Source organism: Flavobacterium sp. AED (assembly GCF_000812945.1).
In the GTDB taxonomy this organism is placed as follows: domain Bacteria; phylum Bacteroidota; class Bacteroidia; order Flavobacteriales; family Flavobacteriaceae; genus Flavobacterium.
In genome coordinates this window covers 1-18826 of the sequence record NZ_JSYM01000001.1, presented here as the reverse complement: position 1 = coordinate 18826, position 18826 = coordinate 1, and the positions used below count along the sequence as shown (strand labels likewise).

The 18826-nt window shown below is 35.1% G+C and carries 14 protein-coding genes; 13 read left to right on the top strand and 1 reads right to left on the bottom strand.

All coding sequences use genetic code 11. The features are described from left to right. Positions 1-549: 549 nt before the first annotated feature. From OA85_RS00070 to OA85_RS00055, 4 genes are all read left to right on the top strand, one after another. Positions 550-1533 carry a glycoside hydrolase family 43 protein gene (locus OA85_RS00070; RefSeq protein WP_039107214.1) on the top strand — a complete coding sequence of 328 codons (984 nt, stop codon included), beginning with the start codon at positions 550-552 and terminating at the stop codon, positions 1531-1533. A gap of 279 nt (positions 1534-1812) precedes the next feature. Next, entirely contained in the window at positions 1813-2724 is a 912-nt protein-coding gene (locus tag OA85_RS00065; protein WP_039107213.1) for an alpha/beta hydrolase, read from the top strand. A 220-nt stretch (positions 2725-2944) separates the two neighbouring features. Next, on the top strand, positions 2945-3595 hold the full coding sequence (locus OA85_RS00060) for a DUF1801 domain-containing protein (RefSeq protein WP_082014096.1): 651 nt from the start codon (positions 2945-2947) through the stop codon (positions 3593-3595). A 153-nt stretch (positions 3596-3748) separates the two neighbouring features. After that, positions 3749-4012: a hypothetical protein gene (locus OA85_RS00055; protein WP_197056040.1), complete on the top strand. Its 264-nt coding sequence runs from the start codon at positions 3749-3751 to the stop codon at positions 4010-4012. Positions 4013-4235: 223 nt separating this feature from the next. Here the strand turns inward: OA85_RS00055 and OA85_RS00050 are convergent, their stop codons facing one another. Then, positions 4236-4877: a hypothetical protein gene (locus OA85_RS00050; protein WP_039107210.1), complete on the bottom strand. Its 642-nt coding sequence runs from the start codon at positions 4875-4877 to the stop codon at positions 4236-4238. Between the two features lie 351 nt (positions 4878-5228). On the opposite strand from OA85_RS00050, the gene OA85_RS00045 reads away from it, so the two are divergent. The 9 genes from OA85_RS00045 to OA85_RS00005 form a co-directional block, all read left to right on the top strand. Beyond that, entirely contained in the window at positions 5229-7520 is a 2292-nt protein-coding gene (locus OA85_RS00045; protein ID WP_039107208.1) for a DNA topoisomerase 3, read from the top strand. A gap of 240 nt (positions 7521-7760) precedes the next feature. Further along, complete coding sequence (locus OA85_RS00040) at positions 7761-8240, top strand: DUF6265 family protein (RefSeq protein ID WP_039107206.1); 480 nt, start codon at positions 7761-7763, stop codon at positions 8238-8240. A gap of 198 nt (positions 8241-8438) precedes the next feature. Further along, positions 8439-10811: a TonB-dependent receptor gene (locus OA85_RS00035; protein ID WP_039107204.1), complete on the top strand. Its 2373-nt coding sequence runs from the start codon at positions 8439-8441 to the stop codon at positions 10809-10811. Positions 10812-10875: 64 nt separating this feature from the next. Next, a complete protein-coding gene (locus OA85_RS00030) occupies positions 10876-12024 on the top strand; it encodes a PepSY domain-containing protein (protein WP_039107203.1) in 1149 nt (382 codons plus the stop codon). A 283-nt stretch (positions 12025-12307) separates the two neighbouring features. Beyond that, a complete protein-coding gene (locus tag OA85_RS00025; RefSeq protein WP_039107201.1) occupies positions 12308-13822 on the top strand; it encodes an ankyrin repeat domain-containing protein in 1515 nt (504 codons plus the stop codon). Between the two features lie 4 nt (positions 13823-13826). Beyond that, a complete protein-coding gene (locus OA85_RS00020; RefSeq protein ID WP_039107198.1) occupies positions 13827-14309 on the top strand; it encodes a DUF2271 domain-containing protein in 483 nt (160 codons plus the stop codon). 213 nt (positions 14310-14522) lie between these two features. Next, positions 14523-16721 (top strand): PepSY domain-containing protein, encoded by a 2199-nt coding sequence (locus OA85_RS00015; RefSeq protein ID WP_039107196.1) that lies wholly within the window; start codon positions 14523-14525, stop codon positions 16719-16721. 229 nt (positions 16722-16950) lie between these two features. Next, positions 16951-17952, top strand: coding sequence for an FAD:protein FMN transferase (locus OA85_RS00010; protein ID WP_039107194.1), 1002 nt, complete (start codon positions 16951-16953; stop codon positions 17950-17952). A gap of 452 nt (positions 17953-18404) precedes the next feature. Beyond that, positions 18405-18826 (top strand): cytochrome-c peroxidase (locus tag OA85_RS00005; protein WP_039107191.1); only part of this gene is annotated, 422 nt, incomplete at its 3' end.

The following is an 18826-nucleotide window of genomic DNA, read 5'->3' as shown; positions in this document are numbered from 1 at the left end:
GCAAAAATACGAAAAAAGTATTCAGTTTGCAAGGTTCACAATTGAGATTGTCATTGCGAACAATGAGGAACGAATTGTGTGGCAATCTGGAGCTATTTCCTGCTATTCGCTGTATCTTTTTCTGTCCGCCGCGGCGGACAGAAAAAGGATGCCGCTACAAACGAAGTTCACTGAACTCCAATTAAAATAAAAGCATAGGGAAGTAATCAGGGCTAGGGAATTGTACTAAAAAAGATAGCGTTTACGGTTTTCCGTAAAATTGATGAATCAAAAGAAGTTACCCCAATCTGACGCTCGTTCAATGTCATTAAGTTAAGGAATAATCTCCATGATTTTCTCATTCCGACGAAGAAGGAATCGCAACAAACGCGAGCAACAAACAGAGATTCCTCCCCCCGCTACGCGAAATGCTCTCCGTTTTTATTTTCATATCCATTATTTGAGTTTTAATTTAATATCTATCTTATTAAGAGTAAAATTATTAATGATAAAAATATCTTTTACGGTAAATGGTTTTAGAAAATTTGTTTTACTTTTAAAATAAAAACCATGAACAGAGTTTTAGCATTACTATTTATTATTTTTTGCTCAAAAACAAGTGCACAAAATGCTGTTGCTGATAAAATAAAAAATAACAATCCTATTTTTAAAGGTTGGTATGCCGATCCTGAAGGAATCATTTTTGATAAAACGTACTGGATATACCCCACTTTTTCAGCGCCTTATGAAAAACAAGTTTTTCTGGATGCGTTTTCATCTTCTGATTTAACCCAATGGACAAAACATGCTAAAGTTTTAGATACAACTGCTGTAAAATGGGCAAAAAAAGCGATGTGGGCACCGTCAATCATTAAAAACAAGAATAAATATTTTTTGTTTTTTGGAGCTAACGACATTCAAAATGATACTGAAATCGGAGGAATCGGTGTAGCGGTTGCATCTAAACCTGAAGGGCCTTATAAAGATTATTTAGGAAAGCCATTAGTAGATAAATTTTATAATGGTGCACAACCTATTGATCAATTTGTTTTTAGAGATAAGGATGGTCAACATTATTTAATTTATGGAGGATGGAAACATTGCAATATTGGTAAATTGAAACCAGATTTTACTGGTTTTATCCCTTTCAAAGACAAAACAGTATTTAAAGAGATTACCCCAGAAAATTATGTTGAAGGACCCTTTATGTTTATCCGAAATAACAAATATTACTTTATGTGGTCCGAAGGTGGCTGGGGCGGACCCAATTATTGCGTGGCGTATGCCATTGCAGATTCTCCGATGGGACCATTTAAGCGAATTGGTAAGGTCTTGCAACAAGATCCTAAAATCGCTACTGGAGCAGGGCATCATTCGGTTATGAAAGCACCTGATTCTAATCAATATTATATCGTTTATCACAGAAGACCGCTTACCGAAACAGATGCCAATTCAAGAGAAACGTGCATAGAAGAAATGTTTTTTGACGAACAAGGTTTCATCAAACCCATTACGATTACAAACGAAGGGGTAAGAGCACATAGAATTAAATAATTTTAAGGTACCATATTAATTCATAATGCATCAGTCGAATGAAAAAAATCTAATTTTTGCAGTAATTAATCAATCCTGCTATGCGAAGTGTTCCTTAAAAAAATAACGTTCTTAAAAGTCAGGATTGCTGCGAAGCCTCCCAACTTTTCCTAACATGTTTGCAATTTTGAGCATTTGATTAAACCAAAAAATAAAACTATTTTAGTCCTAACCCTCCTGTAAAAAGGGACTTTAGCGCTCATTCCTAAGAAAAATTAATCTAATATATAACAGCCTATCATGAAAAAAAGCACGGTCTTTTTATTGTTTCTCATTTCCTTTGCTGGCAAACTCGCAGCACAAATCCCAGCGAATATCCAAAATTTATTTCCTCAGGGAACAATTATGTATACTACTATTCCTTATGCTTCGGATTCGCTCGTAAAACATACACTTGATATATACGTGCCTGCAAAGCATGGAAAAAAATCACCACTTGTGATTTGGATTCATGGTGGTGGTTGGAGACAGGGTGACAAATATGGTGATATGGAAAACATGAAAACAACGATAAATGCACTTTTAGCGAATGGTTTTGCGGTTGCCTCTATTAATTATCGGTACAGTACTACCGCAATCTTTCCTGCTCAAATACAAGATTGCAACCAAGCAGTTGATTTTCTGTATAAAAACTCCGAAAAATATTTTTTAGATAAAGATAATATTGCTGTTATCGGTTTTTCGGCAGGTGGCTATTTGGCTTCACTGATGGGAACATCAAATAATAATAACAACGAAGCATTTTATTTCAATAAAAAACAACCTGTTTTTAAAATCAAGGGAGCAATCGATTTTTATGGTCCGTCAGATTTTATTGCCCGTATAGGTAGTATGCCTTTAGATGAAGGGGAACAGAAATCAACTTCGACTGCTTTGCTTGGCGCACAGCCACTACTGCGGCCAGATTTAGCAAAAATTGCCAGTCCTACTACTTACGTTGATAAAAATGACCCGCCATTTCTGATATTTCACGGCGATAAGGATCAGACTGTTCCTATTACGCTATCAAAATTATTAGATTCTTACTTAAAGCTGGCAAACGTCCAAAGTGATTTTGTAATTGTACCGAATGCCCAACATGGTGGAACATTATTTAATACTGAGGATATAAAAAACAAAATTATAGTGTTTTTGAATACACATTTAAAATAACCTTAATTTACCGCCGCTACCAGCTATGCGAAGTATTCCTTAAAAAATAACGCTCTTAAAAATCAGGATTGCTGTGCGAAGTCTCCTGACTTCGTACCCATTCCAATAAGCAACAAACACGGGGCAAGAATTTATTTGTAGCACCATCGTAGCGTTTGCCCTGCGTTTTTTTAATACTTTTATAAAACCAAAACCTCCTTTATTTTTAAAACCAAATAAAATGAATCCCAAAGTTGATGACTTTATAAGCAATGCCAAAAAATGGCAACCCGAAATGGAGCAATTGCGATTATTGCTGCTCGATTGCGGTCTAACCGAAGAATTCAAGTGGCGAAATCCTTGTTATTGTTTTCAGGGAAATAATGTTGTCCTTATAGGCAGTTTTAAGGAATACTGTACGCTTAGTTTTTTCAAGGGGACTTTGTTACAAGACAGCAATGGTGTTCTAAGTAAACCCGGAGAAAACAGTCAGGCGGTACGCTTCTTTAAGTTTACCAATCTGGAAGAAATCATAGAACAGCAATCTATAATCAAAGCTTATATTTATGAAGCCATTGAAATTGAAAAAGCAGGCTTGAAAGTGGATTTCAAAAGCAATACCGAACTTGAATTGGTAGCAGAATTACAAAACACCTTAGACAAAAATCCCGACTTAAAAACTGCTTTCCAAGCCTTAACTCCAGGGCGACAACGCGCTTACAACCTATACTTTTCGGGTTCCAAACAATCCAAAACCCGCGAAACCCGAATTGAAAAATACACGCAGCGTATTCTTGACGGAAAAGGAATCAACGATTGCATTTGTGGGATGTCTAAAAAAATGCCCAACTGCGACGGTTCACACAAATACATTCGAGGAGAAAATAAATAAAAACAGTTATAAACCGAGATATCTTTCCATTCGATAGCGTGGATTTAATGAAAAAACAACTTCAATATGCTTCTTAATTCAAAGTGTTTTTTTTAATCTTAAATTAGTATCAAAATGGAAACGAAAATATTTAAAATTGTTACATCCATGTCAATGACAATAACCCTTACAGTAACAGTATTTAGCATTATTGGTATTGCAGTCACCGGTTTTTATCCAGGGATTGTTGTATTAGTATTAATGGCTCTAATTCCAATTGCTTCTAAATTTTACGCTAAAAAAATGATTAGCCAGTCCAATGATTTTCAGAGAAATTATTACACAACACTCACAATTATTAATTTGCTGGTAATTCTAGTCGTGATATGGATGACATTTGTAATCATGCATGACCGTATTCTTCATGACTGTTGTTGATTTTTACTCACTTTACTCTGCGAAGCCTCCTAACTTATAGCCATTCCAATGATCAACAAACACGGAAAATAAAGTTTGCTAAAGTTAGAACCCATCTCTCCAAAGAGTTTTAATGAATAAAGAAGTTGATCTGCATTCTACTAATACTATTTTCGTTTTCGAGAAGACTTCGGGGAGCGGGGATTTTCAAACAAACTGACGTTACAGTAAGAACGGATAGAATTCAATAATTTAAGGTATATGTCAAATTTTCAAATTTCGCTGGATTTAAAACAAAACTACCTGAAGCAAGAATTTCATCACTGGAATTAAACGTTTTGTACAACACCCAATCCACTTTGTTTTCTTCATTACCAAATAGTCTAAAAACCTTACTTGAATTATATGTTGGCTGAATAAATTCTCGCACAAAGCGTAATTCACCATTTATTATTATAAAAAAAGTACTTGTACTCGGATATGCAACAACTGTTTTAAAATTAAGATTAACCCAAGCTTCTGGTTCAATCAGATACTCATTATTAATTATATAATATCTTGACCAATACATTGATTTTTCAATAGTGACCTTTTCGAATGCATTTTTTGGAAAACTACATTTACAATTACCCTTGCTATCAGTTGTACAAGATGACCATAATATTGGGCTTATGCAATTACCAAACTCAGAATCATATGCATTGCAATAATAGGTACTAAATTTTACTCCTGACAAAGGTAAATTAGTTTTATATTCTTTAACTGTAATTACACCCATTTCACCACTATTAGCAGGAGGAGAACTATCAAGGTTTATATCGGGGGAACAAGTTATATTCAAAACTAAAAAAACAAAAACAGGAATATATAAAATATATTTTTTCATTTTTTCTGAATTTTAAAAGCTAATTAATCGAATTCAACTATTAAAATCTATTATATAAAAAGCAATAAGTAACAACAATCAAATTTACGAAATTAAATTCGTTATGACTTAAAAATAACTGATTATAAGATACTTAAATAAAAAAATAAGCATTAATAGGAACCTATTTTTGCATTTTACAGTTACTTTAACTTTAAGAATTCGTTCCTCATTCAATAAGCAAATAAAACAATAACAAACTGGACGTGATTGCCCCATTCCACTATTTACCCCCGTTCATAACTCCTAAAGATTTCTTTATAATACCAACATCTAAATTCCTAATTTGCGCCCTTAAATTAGAAGGAGAAAATGAAGGTCTGTATTGCCGAGAAACCAAGTGTAGCACGTGAAATCGCATCCGTTTTAGGAGCCAATACCAAGCACGATGGGTATTACGAAGGCAATGGTTATCAGGTAACGTACACTTTTGGGCATTTATGCACCTTAAAAGAACCGAACGATTACAAACCCCATTGGAAAAGTTGGGACTTGAACAACCTACCCATGCTTCCCGACAAATTTGAAACCAAAGTGGTGGAAAATTCGGGTATACAAAAGCAATTCAGAATCATAAAAAGTCTGTTTGACAAAGCCGAGTTGGTCATCAACTGCGGGGATGCCGGACAAGAAGGAGAACTTATTCAGCGCTGGGTCATGAATGAAGCCCAATACAAAGGCGAGGTAAAACGCTTGTGGATTTCATCCCTAACCACCGAAGCCATCAAAGAGGGTTTTGAAAACTTAAAACCATCCGCCAACTACGATAATTTATACTACGCAGGATTTTCCAGAGCCATTGGCGACTGGTTACTCGGCATGAATGCCACCCGTTTGTACACCGTAAAACATGGTGGGTACAAACAAGTATTGTCCATTGGAAGAGTGCAAACCCCAACCTTGGCTATGGTCGTGGACCGATTCAAGGAAATTGAGAATTTTAAACCGCAACCGTATTGGGAGTTGCAAACCTTATACAGAGAAACGCTCTTCAGCTATGAGGAAGGACGCTTTTTGAAAAAGGAAGATGGCGAAATTTTAGCCAATAAAGTCAAGGAAAGTGAGTTTGAAATTGTTTCTGTCGAAAAAAAGAATGGCAACGAGTTTGCGCCTAAGTTATTTGATTTAACAGGTTTACAAGTATATTGCAATACAAAATTTGGCTTTACGGCTGATGAAACACTCAAAATTGTTCAGACTTTGTACGAACAAAAAGTAGTCACCTACCCTAGAGTTGATACGACATTTTTACCAAATGACATCTATCCAAAAGTACCTGGCATCCTGCAAAATTTAACCAATTATGCAACGTTGACGCAACCACTTTTAGGAAAAAAGATAAAAAAATCACCCAAAGTTTTCAACGATAAAAAAGTAACCGATCACCATGCGATTATTCCAACGGGGATTCAAAGCAATTTGCAATACAATCAGCAACAGGTATATGATATTATTACAAAGCGTTTTATTGCTGTATTTTATGACGATTGTTTGGTAGCCAATACTACCGTTATCGGGAAAGCGGCAGATGTACATTTTAAAACCACCGGAAAAGAGATCTTAAAAAAAGGCTTTCGCATAGTTTTTGAAGACCCAAACGCCAAAGAAAAAGAAGCCGACATCTTGCCTAGTTTTGTTGTAGGCGAAAAAGGACCGCACGAACCCTCGTTTTTAGAAAAGGAAACCAAGCCACCCAATCAGTTTACGGAAGCCACTTTATTGCGCGCCATGGAAACCGCTGGTAAACAGGTGGATGATGAAGATTTACGTGAACTAATGAAAGAAAACGGCATTGGTCGTCCATCAACACGGGCTAATATTATTGAAACGCTTTTTAGACGCCAATACATCGTTCGGAACAAAAAACAGGTTTTGCCAACACCAACTGGGATTCAATTGATTGACACTATTCAAAATGATTTGGTAAAGTCGGCAGAACTTACGGGTTCCTGGGAAAAGCAGTTGAAAGATATTGAAAAAGGGACATTTACCGCTGCTGCGTTCATCAACAATATGAAGCGTATGGTAGAAGTCTTGGTGTATGAAGTACGGAGTGAAACCAGACGTGCCAATATTTCGCACGCAGGAAGTATTCAGAAAGAAGTGGCTAAAGTAGAGCAAAAGAAAGCGGCAGGAATTTTGGCGGAAGCCTGTCCGAAATGCAAAAAAGCGACACTCATCAAAGGAAAATCGGCTTATGGTTGTGGCGATTATAAAGCAGGTTGCACGTTTCTATTGCCTTACACTTTTGCAGAGAAAAAAATATCTGAGAACCAATACTTGCGATTGCTTCAAAAAGGGTCTACCGTAAACTTGAAAGATTTTAAAACCGATACCGGCACTGTGGAAGGTTTACTGCGCTTTGATGAAAATTTCAAACTTATATTAGAACCTAAAAAAACCTTGGCGAAAGCTATTCCAGACGAATTAGTCTGTCCGAAATGTCAAAAAGGAACGGTGCTTAAAGGAAAAACCGCTTATGGTTGCAGCAACTATAAATTGGGATGTGATTTCAAAGTTACTTTTGATGTGGTTAGAGCGAAACTAAAAGATCAAAAACCCACCAAAGAATTGGTTCATAATATCTTGAAAGAAAACATCTAAGAGAGGTGTACAACAGAATGCATTTTTAAAAAAGATTTAAAAATCTGCGAAAATCCGCTGCATCTGCGTGAAAAATTGAACGCAGATGCAGCGGATTTTCGCAGATTAAAATGAATCAATCCGACTGTAAATACTAATTAATGACATTGAACTATCGGAATTGTGCCATTATTCTTTTCCGAATAGTCTCTTATTTTTTTATAATTTAGCATTTCAAAATAACACCAAATATTTACACCAATGTTTCAAAAAATAACTTTTATAATGCTGTTGTTAGCTCTTGTTTCCTGCAAAGAATCCGATTCAAATGAAAAAGATAAAATCAAAGCAGCGCGCTGGCTACTTGGAAACTGGGAAAACAATTCGGCTGATGGAAATCTTTCCGAAACTTGGAAAAAAGTAAATGACAGCACCTTTCACGCACAGTCCTACTTTATAAAAGAAAAAGACACCTTGCATTTTGAGACCATAACATTAAAACAAAAAGGAGAAGAATTGACTTATAATGCAGCCGTAAAAGGACAAAACGATGACAAACCGGTTTCTTTTAAATTGACAACTGCAACCGAGAAACAATTAGTCTTTGAAAATCCAAAACACGACTATCCTCAAAAAATCAGTTATACCCAAATTACTCCTGACAGTTTAGTGGCTAAAATTTCGGGAATTCAACAAGGGAAACCAAGTTCAGAACAATTTTCGATGAAAAAGACCAAATAAAAATATACATTTCAGATTGAAATTACAACCTTGCTCTAGAAAAGCAAGGTTTTTTTTATATCTAAAACCATAGAAATCATCTTGTTAAAACATTATTTTTAATTAGTCTAAATAATACTTGTTAAATAAAAATTAAATTTTACTTTTGCTTTATTTTTATTTGTTCTAAATAAGCTTTAACTCATTTAATTTTTAACCATGAACTATTTAAAACAACGAATACCTCAATTTATTTTTCTCGTCTGTCTGCTGCTACTTTCTATAACTACCGCTTTTGCCCAAAACTCCGGTAGTATAAAAGGAACCATTTTAACGAGCGACAACAAACCTGCCGAAGGAGTTTCCGTTTCTATAAAAGGAGCAAACAAAAATACTATTGCGGATAACAATGGAGCGTTTATACTAAAAAACATATCCGAAGGGGTACATGTTCTAAAAGTTACTTTGGTTGGGTATAATGACTTAGAACAAGAAGTAAAAATTACTGCTGGAGAAATTACTGCCGTAACATTAAAACTTACTTTATCGAACAATGAATTGAACCAAGTAGTGGTTTTGAGTAACAAAAGTGCTTTCAAAACGAATCGTGTTTCATCAACGCTTCGCTTGCAATCGCCTATTATTGAGATTCCACAAAACATACAAGTTATAACAGGAAAACTTATTCAAGATCAACAAATTTTTGATATGCTTGAAGGGGTGACCCGCAATGTGAGTGGCGCTACAAGAGTGGAACATTGGGACAATTATGCCAATATTACTATGAGAGGCAGTCAAGTGGCCGCTTTTAGAAACGGTATGAATGTCAGTTCAACTTGGGGACCACTTACGGAAGATATGAGTATGGTGGAACGTATTGAATTTGTCAAAGGTCCTGCAGGATTTATGCTTGCAAACGGCAACCCAAGTGGTTTTTATAATGTAGTTACCAAAAAACCAAGCGGACGTACCAAAGGCGAAGCGAGTATAACGCTGGGAAGTTTTGATCGATATAGAGGTACCTTGGATTTTGACGGAAAACTGACAAAAAACGGAAAATTATTGTATCGCATCAATGTAATGGGTGAAAAGAAACAAAGTTACCGTGATTTTGATTTTAATGATCGCTATACATTTGCACCAGTACTTAAATATTTAGCAACCGATAAAACAGCCATAACACTGGAATACACGCAGCAATTTTCTAAAGTAAATGCCGTTGGTGCCAATTATGTTTTTTCGCACAGAGGATATGCTGATTTACCAAGAAGTTTCTCTACATCAGAAGCTAATTTAGATCCTACTAAAATGACAGAAAGAAATATTCTTGCCATTTTAGATCATAAAATAAGTGACAAATGGAAGTTTACTGCTCAAACATCTTATCTTAATTACCAACAAGAAGGAATGTCATTATGGCCCACTGGCTTTGACCCTAACAATGATGCGATTCTTAAACGTGCTGGTGGAAATTGGGATATTTTAGGAAAAATCTATGTTGGGCAAGCTTTTATAAATGGTGAAGCTACAACAGGATCAGTTACCCACAAAATACTATCGGGATTGGATTTAAGCGATAAAACATTTTTTCATGACTGGTCCCAATATTTTACTATGCCTGACTTAGACATTTACAATCCGGAACACGGAACACTGGCCGCTTCTCCTACTTTTGACAGAAGTAAAAGTCTGGAAGATAGAGGTGTAAAATACCAAAACAGTTACAAAGCGCTCTATGTACAGGACGAATTGGGTTTCTTTGACAACAAACTTAGATTAACATTGGCGGGAAGATATACGATTCTTAAAGCGTATAATGCTTACTCTGGGGGCACCAAAAACGAAAAATTCACTCCAAGAGTTGGTTTGAGTTATTCTATTGATAAAAACACGGCCGCCTATTTTGTGAACGATCAATCTTTTAATGAGAACTACGGTACGAACTGGCAAGGCCAATCTTTTAAACCTGAAACTGGAGGAAATATAGAATTTGGTTTAAAAAGAGACTGGTTAAACGGAAAATGGAATTCAGTTGTTTCCGTTTATCAAATTACCAAAAACAATGTACTGACATTAGATCCGGAACATTCATCCGGAACACAACAATTCAGTAGAGAAAGTGGACAACAAAAAACAAAAGGTTTTGAGGTAGACATTAGAGGAGAAATTTTCAAAAACTTAGATCTTATTGTTAACTACGCCTTTACGGAAGGAAAAACAACCAAAGATACTGATCAATCACTTGTGGGAACTCAAGTAGCCGGAACTACAAGACACATCCAAAATGCCTGGTTGAATTATAAAATAGATAGAGGAACCCTAAATGGAGTTGGTTTTTCATTAGGATACCAATACCAAGTAAAAAGAGCACCATGGTATATTTCGCCAGATAATAGCACAATGCTTCCAGATTATTTCAGATTGGACGGAGGTGTTACTTACCAAAAAAACAAAATATCAGTCAATCTTGTTGTCAATAATATCTTGAACAAATACCTGTATTCTGGAGGATATTATAGCTATAGCGATATGTATTACTGGCAAACAGAAGCAGGAACTAACTTCCGCTTATCTGTTGGATATAAATTTTAGAGTTAGTTAGTTTTGTTTGTTTAATTAAACTCCTCATTTCGGTGAGGGGTTTTATCTATTTTTAATGAAAAATAATAATTTAAAAAAAGGGATTGGAAAAATACATCTATGGCTTGGTTTATCATCGGGCATAATTGTTTTCATAATTGCCATGACGGGCTGTTTGTATGCTTTTCAGGAAGAAATACAAAATAGTACTGAAGAATATCGATTTGTAAAAGAACAGGATGCTACTTTTTTACCTCCTTCAAAATTAGCTGTAATTGCTAAAAAAGAACTTCCTAATAAACTGCTCCATGCAATAAAATACAACGAAAAAAATAATGCCGCAGAAGCTGAATTTTTTCATTACGAACCCACGTATTACTATACCGTTTTTATAAACCCGTATACAGGAAAAGTTTTGAAAACAGTAAATAATGAGGAAGGATTCTTTCCTTTTATACTGGACGGACATTTCTATCTTTGGTTGCCTCATGAAATTGGACAAACAGTTGTAGCATCGGCAACATTAATATTTCTGGCACTGTTAGTTTCGGGTTTAATTCTTTGGTATCCAAAAAATAAAAATGCCGCAAAACAACGCTTTTGGTTCAAATGGAAAAAAGGCACAAAGTGGAAACGCAAAAACTATGATTTGCATAATATTACTGGTTTTTATGTGCTTATAATCGGAATTATTTTCGCCATTACAGGTTTAGTATGGGGATTTCAATGGTTTGCATACTCTTATTATAAAGTATCCGGTGGTGAAAAATCATTATTATATGAAGAACCGCTTTCGAAAATAAATACAAAGACAGCAACAGCTACAATCGCAAACCCATTGGATAAAATTTGGCATCAAATGCAAAAAGAATATCCTCAAGCGGAATCCATTGAAATACATCCACCAGAAAAAGCGACCTCTCCAATAGCTGCCAATGCTAATTCAGACAAAGGAACCTATTGGAAAATAGATTACCGTTATTTTGATCAATACAGCTTGAAAGAAATACCTGTTTTCCATCTATGGGGCAGACAAAAAGAAGCTAAAATTGCCGATAACCTCATGAAAATGAATTACGACATTCACACCGGAGCAATACTGGGTTTACCCGGAAAAATATTTGCATTCCTATTTAGTTTACTCATTGCGAGCCTTCCAATATCCGGATTCTACGTTTGGTGGGGACGAAACAAAAAAAAGAAAAACACAACTATTCCTGTTTAATACAATTATGAAAAAGCATAATTGAAAAATTTAAGTAATGGCTTTAAACCTTTCAGTCATTTTTATATCTAAATAAGATAATTGAAAAATCCGTGTACTTTTTTTGACATAGAATGTGGCAGACAAGTTTAAAAAATACAATAAAATTTTCTCTTTAAAAGGGCAAAATAATAATTGATATTATAAATATTAATTTTTACATTTGCGTTATTTTTATTTATTCTAAATAACCAAATTAAACAAACATACTTTCTAAATTAATAAGAACCTTTATAAAAAATTTATGAAAAAGAATCTTTTTATTTCTTTTGCCTTAGTCGCTTCTTTATTCGTTAGTGCACAACCAAAAAACACACTTTTGGAGCAGTCTTTCTGGAAAACAGCCCCAGATGTAAACGCAGTTAAAGCTGAAATAGCAAAAGGCAACAGCCCGTCAGCTTCAACCCCAAATGCTTTTGACGTAACCGTTATGGCTATCAATAATGATGCACCTGCGGCCACTATAAAATTTTTATTGGAACAACCAGGAAATGAAGTCACTAAATCTACACACGACAATCGCATTTATTTACATTGGGCAGCTAATAAAGGAAATCTAGAAATCGTAGAATACCTTATAGCCAAAGGATCAGACATAAACTTAGAAGACAGCCAGGGTGCAACCCCAATTACATTTGCAGCCAATAGTGGTCAAAACAATACTGCTGTTTATGAGGCTTTTTTTAAAGCTGGAATAGACCCTAAGAAAAAATACAGAGACGGAGTAAACCTATTGCTTATGGCTATCCCTTTAGACAAAGATGGTACTCTTTCTAACTATTTTGTTTCGAAAGGATTGTCTCTTAAGGATATTGATTCCGATGGCAATACTGCATTTAATTATGCAGCAAGAACAGGTAATGTAACACTTTTAAAAACGTTATTAGAAAAAGGAGTAAAATACAATGACAATGCACTAATTATTGCTGCACAAGGTTCTCGCAGAGAAGCAAATACTTTAGAAACTTATAAATACTTAGTAGAGGAATTAAAAATAAAACCGACAGTAACAAGCAAAACTGGAGAAACTGTACTTCATTTTCTAGTAAATAAATCCAACCAAACCGAAATCATAAACTACTTTTTATCCAAAGGAGTGGATGCTAATAAATCTGATAACGAAGGGAATACTCCATTAATGGTTGCTGCAGCTTCCAGAGAAATTGCTGCATTAGAATTGTTATTGCCAATTGTAAAAAACAACAATACACAAAATCTAAAAGGAGAATCGGCATTGACAATGGCTGTAAAGTCAGGAACCCCTGAAGCCATAACACTTCTTTTGAGTAAAGGTGCTGCTGTCAACGTTGAAGACAAAGATGGAAACAACTTAGGATATTACTTAATACAGTCGTACAGACCGCAAATGGGAATGGGGCGTGGACCAGAAGCAGCTAATGCACCAAAACAAGATCCTTTTACTGCCAAAATAAAATTACTTCAGGATAAAGGATTAAACTTAGCCACTCCTCAAAAAGACGGCAGTACGCTATACCACTTCGCTGTTGCCAAAAATGATTTAACTTTACTAAAAAAAATTGCCGATTTAAACATCGATGTAAACGCAAAAAACAAAAATGGTTTAACAGCATTGCACAAAGCAGCCATGATTTCTAAAGACGATACTATCTTGAAATACTTAGTGTCTATCGGTGCGAAAAAAGACATTAACACCGATTTTGACGAAAGCGTATATGCCTTGGCAAAAGAAAATGAGTCTTTAACAAAAAACAACGTATCTCTAGAATTTTTAAAATAATATTATGAAGTCAATACTAAAAATAGGCCTAACAGGTGCGCTACTATGTCTTTTATCTTTCCAAGCAGCTGCACAAACCAGTAAATACAAATGCATGCTCCAAATGTCCAATTATATGGGAGAAGGTGCTTATATTGTGGTTTCACTTGTAAATGCCAAAGGCGAATATGACAAAACATTGTATGTAATGGGTGACGATAAAAAATGGTACAAAACCCTTAAAGAATGGCATAAATTCTATTCTAAAAAACCTACGGATATTAGTGCTAAAACAGGAGCTTCAGTAACTGGCGGTGACCGTAGTATAACCACCATTGAAATTGAAGATGCTAAAATCAACAAAGGGTATAAATTACGATTTGAAACAGCAGTAGAAGATCATAAATATTACACAACTGATTTAGAAATACCTCTTACCACACAAGGAATGGCTGAAAAAACAGAAGGTAAAGGGTATATTCGCTATGTAAGATTAAGCAAAATTTAAATATTGAACTTTTTTATCTGCGAAAATCTGCAAAATCTGCGTGAAAATAGTAACACGCAGATTTCCCAGATTTTCGCAGATTTTTTTTTTAATAAATACTCCTAAAAAAACTCAGAAAAATATAATTTTATGACAAAGCTTAAAAATAAAGTCAGAAAAGCAAATCTGTTTTTACTTTTACCAATCAATAATTTCTAAAATACAATTACATCAATGACTCTTTCTTTTTGGCGTTACTCACACTTGGCTTTGGCTGTATTTTCTGCTGCATTTTTAGTGTTGGCATCAGTAACTGGTGTCATACTCGCTGTCGATGCCATACAGGAAAAAACACCACCCTACCGAGTTGAAAATTTCGAAAAAATAACACTTGGAGAAACCTTACCTGTATTAAAAAAAGCCTATCCTGAAATAACAGAATTAAGTGTCGACCACAATCAATTTGTGACGCTGCAAGGTATTGATAAGGAAGACAATGATGTCAATGCCTATATTAACCCAAAAACCGGAAAAATAATAGGCACACCTTTAAAAAAAAGCGATTTTATCCAATGGACTACAGCGCTCCACCGTTCTTTATTTTTGAAAGAAACCGGGCGTTTTTTTGTTGGTTTTATTTCCTTTTTGTTGGTATTGATTTCTATTTCGGGTTTCGCTTTAGTACTTAACAGGCAAAGAGGCCTCCGCAATTTCTTTTCTAAAGTCATCAAAGACTATTTTGCTCAATATTATCATGTTGTATTGGGTAGATTGGCGTTAATTCCCATTTTGATAATTGCCCTTTCGGGAACGTATTTAACCTTGGAAAAGTTTAACTTTTTTATCGAAAAAACAGATACAGAAGAAAAAATAGAAATGGCAGCAACCACGACTATTTCAAAAAAAGATACTGATTCGTCCGTATTTAAAAATACACTTCTGGCTGATGTTCAAAAAATTGAATTCCCTTTTTCTGATGATCCCGAGGAATATTATATCATTACATTAAAGGACCGAGAAATAGAAGTTAACCAAATTACTGGTGCAGTTGTACGTGAAATTCCTTTCCCGATGAGAACTTTAGTATCGGATTTGAGTCTTGATTTGCATACTGGGAGAGCAAGTATTTTATGGGCGATAATTTTAGCTATAGCGAGTTTAAACATTCTGTTTTTTATCTACTCCGGTTTTGCCATGACTTTAAAGCGAAGATCGAGTCGCATTAAAAATAAATACAAACCTGAAGACTGTACATTCATTTTACTGGTAGGTTCCGAAAATGGCAGTTCATTACTATTTGCCAATGCTATTCAGAAACAATTGCTTGCCAACGGAAAAAAAGTTTTCCTTACCGAATTGAATAATTATTCGGTTTATATAAAAGCAGAACATCTTATCGTATTTACTTCAACCCACGGATTGGGAGACCCTCCCTCTAATGGAAATAAATTTATAGCACTGGTCAACAAAACCGAACAAAATCAAAAAATCAATGTTTCGGTAGTTGGTTTTGGTTCGAAAGCGTATCCTGATTTTTGTGGTTTTGCCTGTGACATTGATGCCTTATTGGCAAAACAGAGTTGGGCGGAACGCTTTTTAGAATTACAAACCGTAAATGACAAATCCGCTGAAGAATTTGTAGGCTGGGTAAAATTATGGAGTGCCAAAACAGGAATTTCTCTTTCGGCTACTCCATCATTATACAATCATGTTCCAAAAGGGTTACAAAAGTTTATGGTACTTGATAAAACTGCCATTTCTGATACGGAACATACTTTTTTACTCACATTACGAGCTAGTATGAACACTAAATTTACGTCAGGTGACCTTTTGGCTATTTATCCTGCAAATGACACACGAGAACGCCTCTACTCTATCGGAAATCATGACGGTAACATACAATTAGTGGTAAAACTGCATCCTTCTGGTTTGGGTTCAGGCTATTTATACGATGTTGAACCTGGTTCGATTATAAAAGCACGAATCCTTAAGAACGCTGCTTTTCATTTCCCGAAAAAAGCATCCAAAGTAGCGCTAATTTCAAATGGAACTGGTATTGCTCCCTTCTTGGGAATGATGGAACAAAATAAGAAAAAGACACCCATTCATTTGTATTGTGGTTTTCGAAAAGCAACTGAAACTGTTTTAGGGTATGAAAAATTTGCTGCAGAAATGATTCAAAAACATCAACTTAAAAGTTTTCATGTGGCTTTATCTCGCGAAGCGAACCATCATTATGTAATGGATTTAATCAAACGAGATGCTGATTTTTTTATGGATTTACTAACGCAGGGAGGGGTTGTTATGATTTGCGGTTCACTTGCCATGCAAAAGGACGTGGAATCTGCTCTTGATGTTCTTTGTATAGACAGAACAACTATGGGAATTTCTCATTATAAAACCAATGGACAAATACTAACGGATTGTTATTAAGTCCTCTACCCTCCCGAAGTTTCGGGACTCTCCAAAGGAGAGGGAGCCGAAACTGGATTGAAACATTATCATTTTTATATATGGATTGGTTATTGCTCCGCGTGAGTGATGGTAGTGAAGCTCTTTTTATGAGAGGCTTTTTTTGCCTCTCATAAAAAAGCGGGAACGTACAGCACGACCCGTAGTTTTTACGGAGGGTCACGCCCAAATTATTTTAATACTGAATTTTATGTCTAGAAAATACTTCTTTTTGCTGATTGCGATACTTTTTGTGAGTCAAGGTAATTATGCCCAAGTCTTGCGAAAAAGAACAACCTTACTTATGGGCGGCCGATTTGACATTACCATTGTAGCAAAGGATTCATTATCGGCAGAAGAAAATATAGATGCTGTTATTGCAGAAATTACACGAATCGAAAATTTGATATCCGACTGGAAACCGGACTCGAAGGTGTCTGAAGTGAACCAAAATGCGGGTGTTCGGGCAGTGAAAGTGGATAACGAAGTTTTTGAATTAACGCAAAGAGCGATTCGGTTTTCTGAAGTGACCAATGGCGGTTTTGACATCAGTTTTGCGGCAATGGATAAAATCTGGAAGTTTGACGGTTCCATGACGGAGATGCCTTCGGCGGAAGCCATTAAGAAATCGGTTGAAAAAGTGGGTTATAAAAATATAATCTTGGATAGTGTTCAATCCACCATTTTTCTGAAACTAAAAGGGATGAAAATTGGATTTGGCGCATTAGGAGAAGGTTACGCCACCGATAAATGCCGGAATATGATGCTTACAAAAGGGATTAAAGCCGGGATTATAAACGGATCAGGAGATATGAGCACTTGGGGAAAACAGCCTAACGGAAAGAATTGGAATATTGGTATTACGAATCCTTTTCATCCTGAAAAACTTTTAGCTGTTGCCCCATTAGAACAAGATGCTGTAACGACTTCAGGAAGCTATGAAAAATTTGTTGTTTTTAACGGCAAGCGCTACTCGCATATCATCAATCCGGCAACGGGTTATCCTGCTACAGGTTTATGCAGTGTGACGGTTTTTGGACCAAATGCAGAAACGGCAAACGGCTTGAGTACTTCGTTAATGGTTTTAGGAAAAACAGCAGGACTGCTTTTGCTAAACAAATACCCCGATTATAGTTGTTTAATGATTACGGATGATGGAAAAGTAGTAAAATCAAAAAACTTCCGAATCAAAAAATTCAAAGCCCAATTTTAATTACTCTAAATTTTAACTAGAGAAATAATAGTATTGCCACAAAGACAAGCTTCGTATTTCTGATGCTTCAGGGTTAATTTCAATGCTTTTTTGAAATAAATTTTACAAATCAAATATTCAAAAAACTGTGCTAATTCTTTAAATCTGGAGCAAAGAAAAGTTCGCTCAGGAAACAGACATTTACATTATTCCTTTAACAAAATTTAATACAAAAAAAATCTTCAAACTCTTTTTAGAGACAGGATTTCACAATTTGTAGAATCAAAAAACAACACCTACAAGAAAAATACCCAAAATCAAGGAATTTATTCCCAAAAAAATAAACGTAAAGTATTAAAAAACAAACACTTATAAATATTTTTAACATATTATTAATATTTAATCTAAATAAGTTTTGTTAAATCAAAATCAGATTATACATTTGCATTTTTATTTTTAATTATTCCAAATAAATGAATCAAAAATACTTTTTAATTTGCTTTATTACTGCAATAATGCTATCCAGCTGTACTGATGATTCCCAATATGTGCCCGTTATTAGTAATAAAATAGCAATCGGAAAATTAATTTTCTTTGATAAAAACCTCTCCAATCCTATCGGTCAAGCGTGTGCTTCTTGCCATGCGCCAGAAACTGGCTTTAGTGATCCTTTGCACAGAGACATTTCGGAAGGAGCCGTAACTGGTACTTTTTCGAACATCAATTCTCCAAATTTAGCTTACAATGTATTTTCTCCGGAGCGTACCTATAATACAACCGATGAAACTTATATTGGAGGTCTTTTTCTTAATGGACGATCTCCAAACCTAAAAGAACAGCTCATTCATCCCTTTATTGGTGCAGTAGAAATGAATAATGGCACTATTGCAAATGT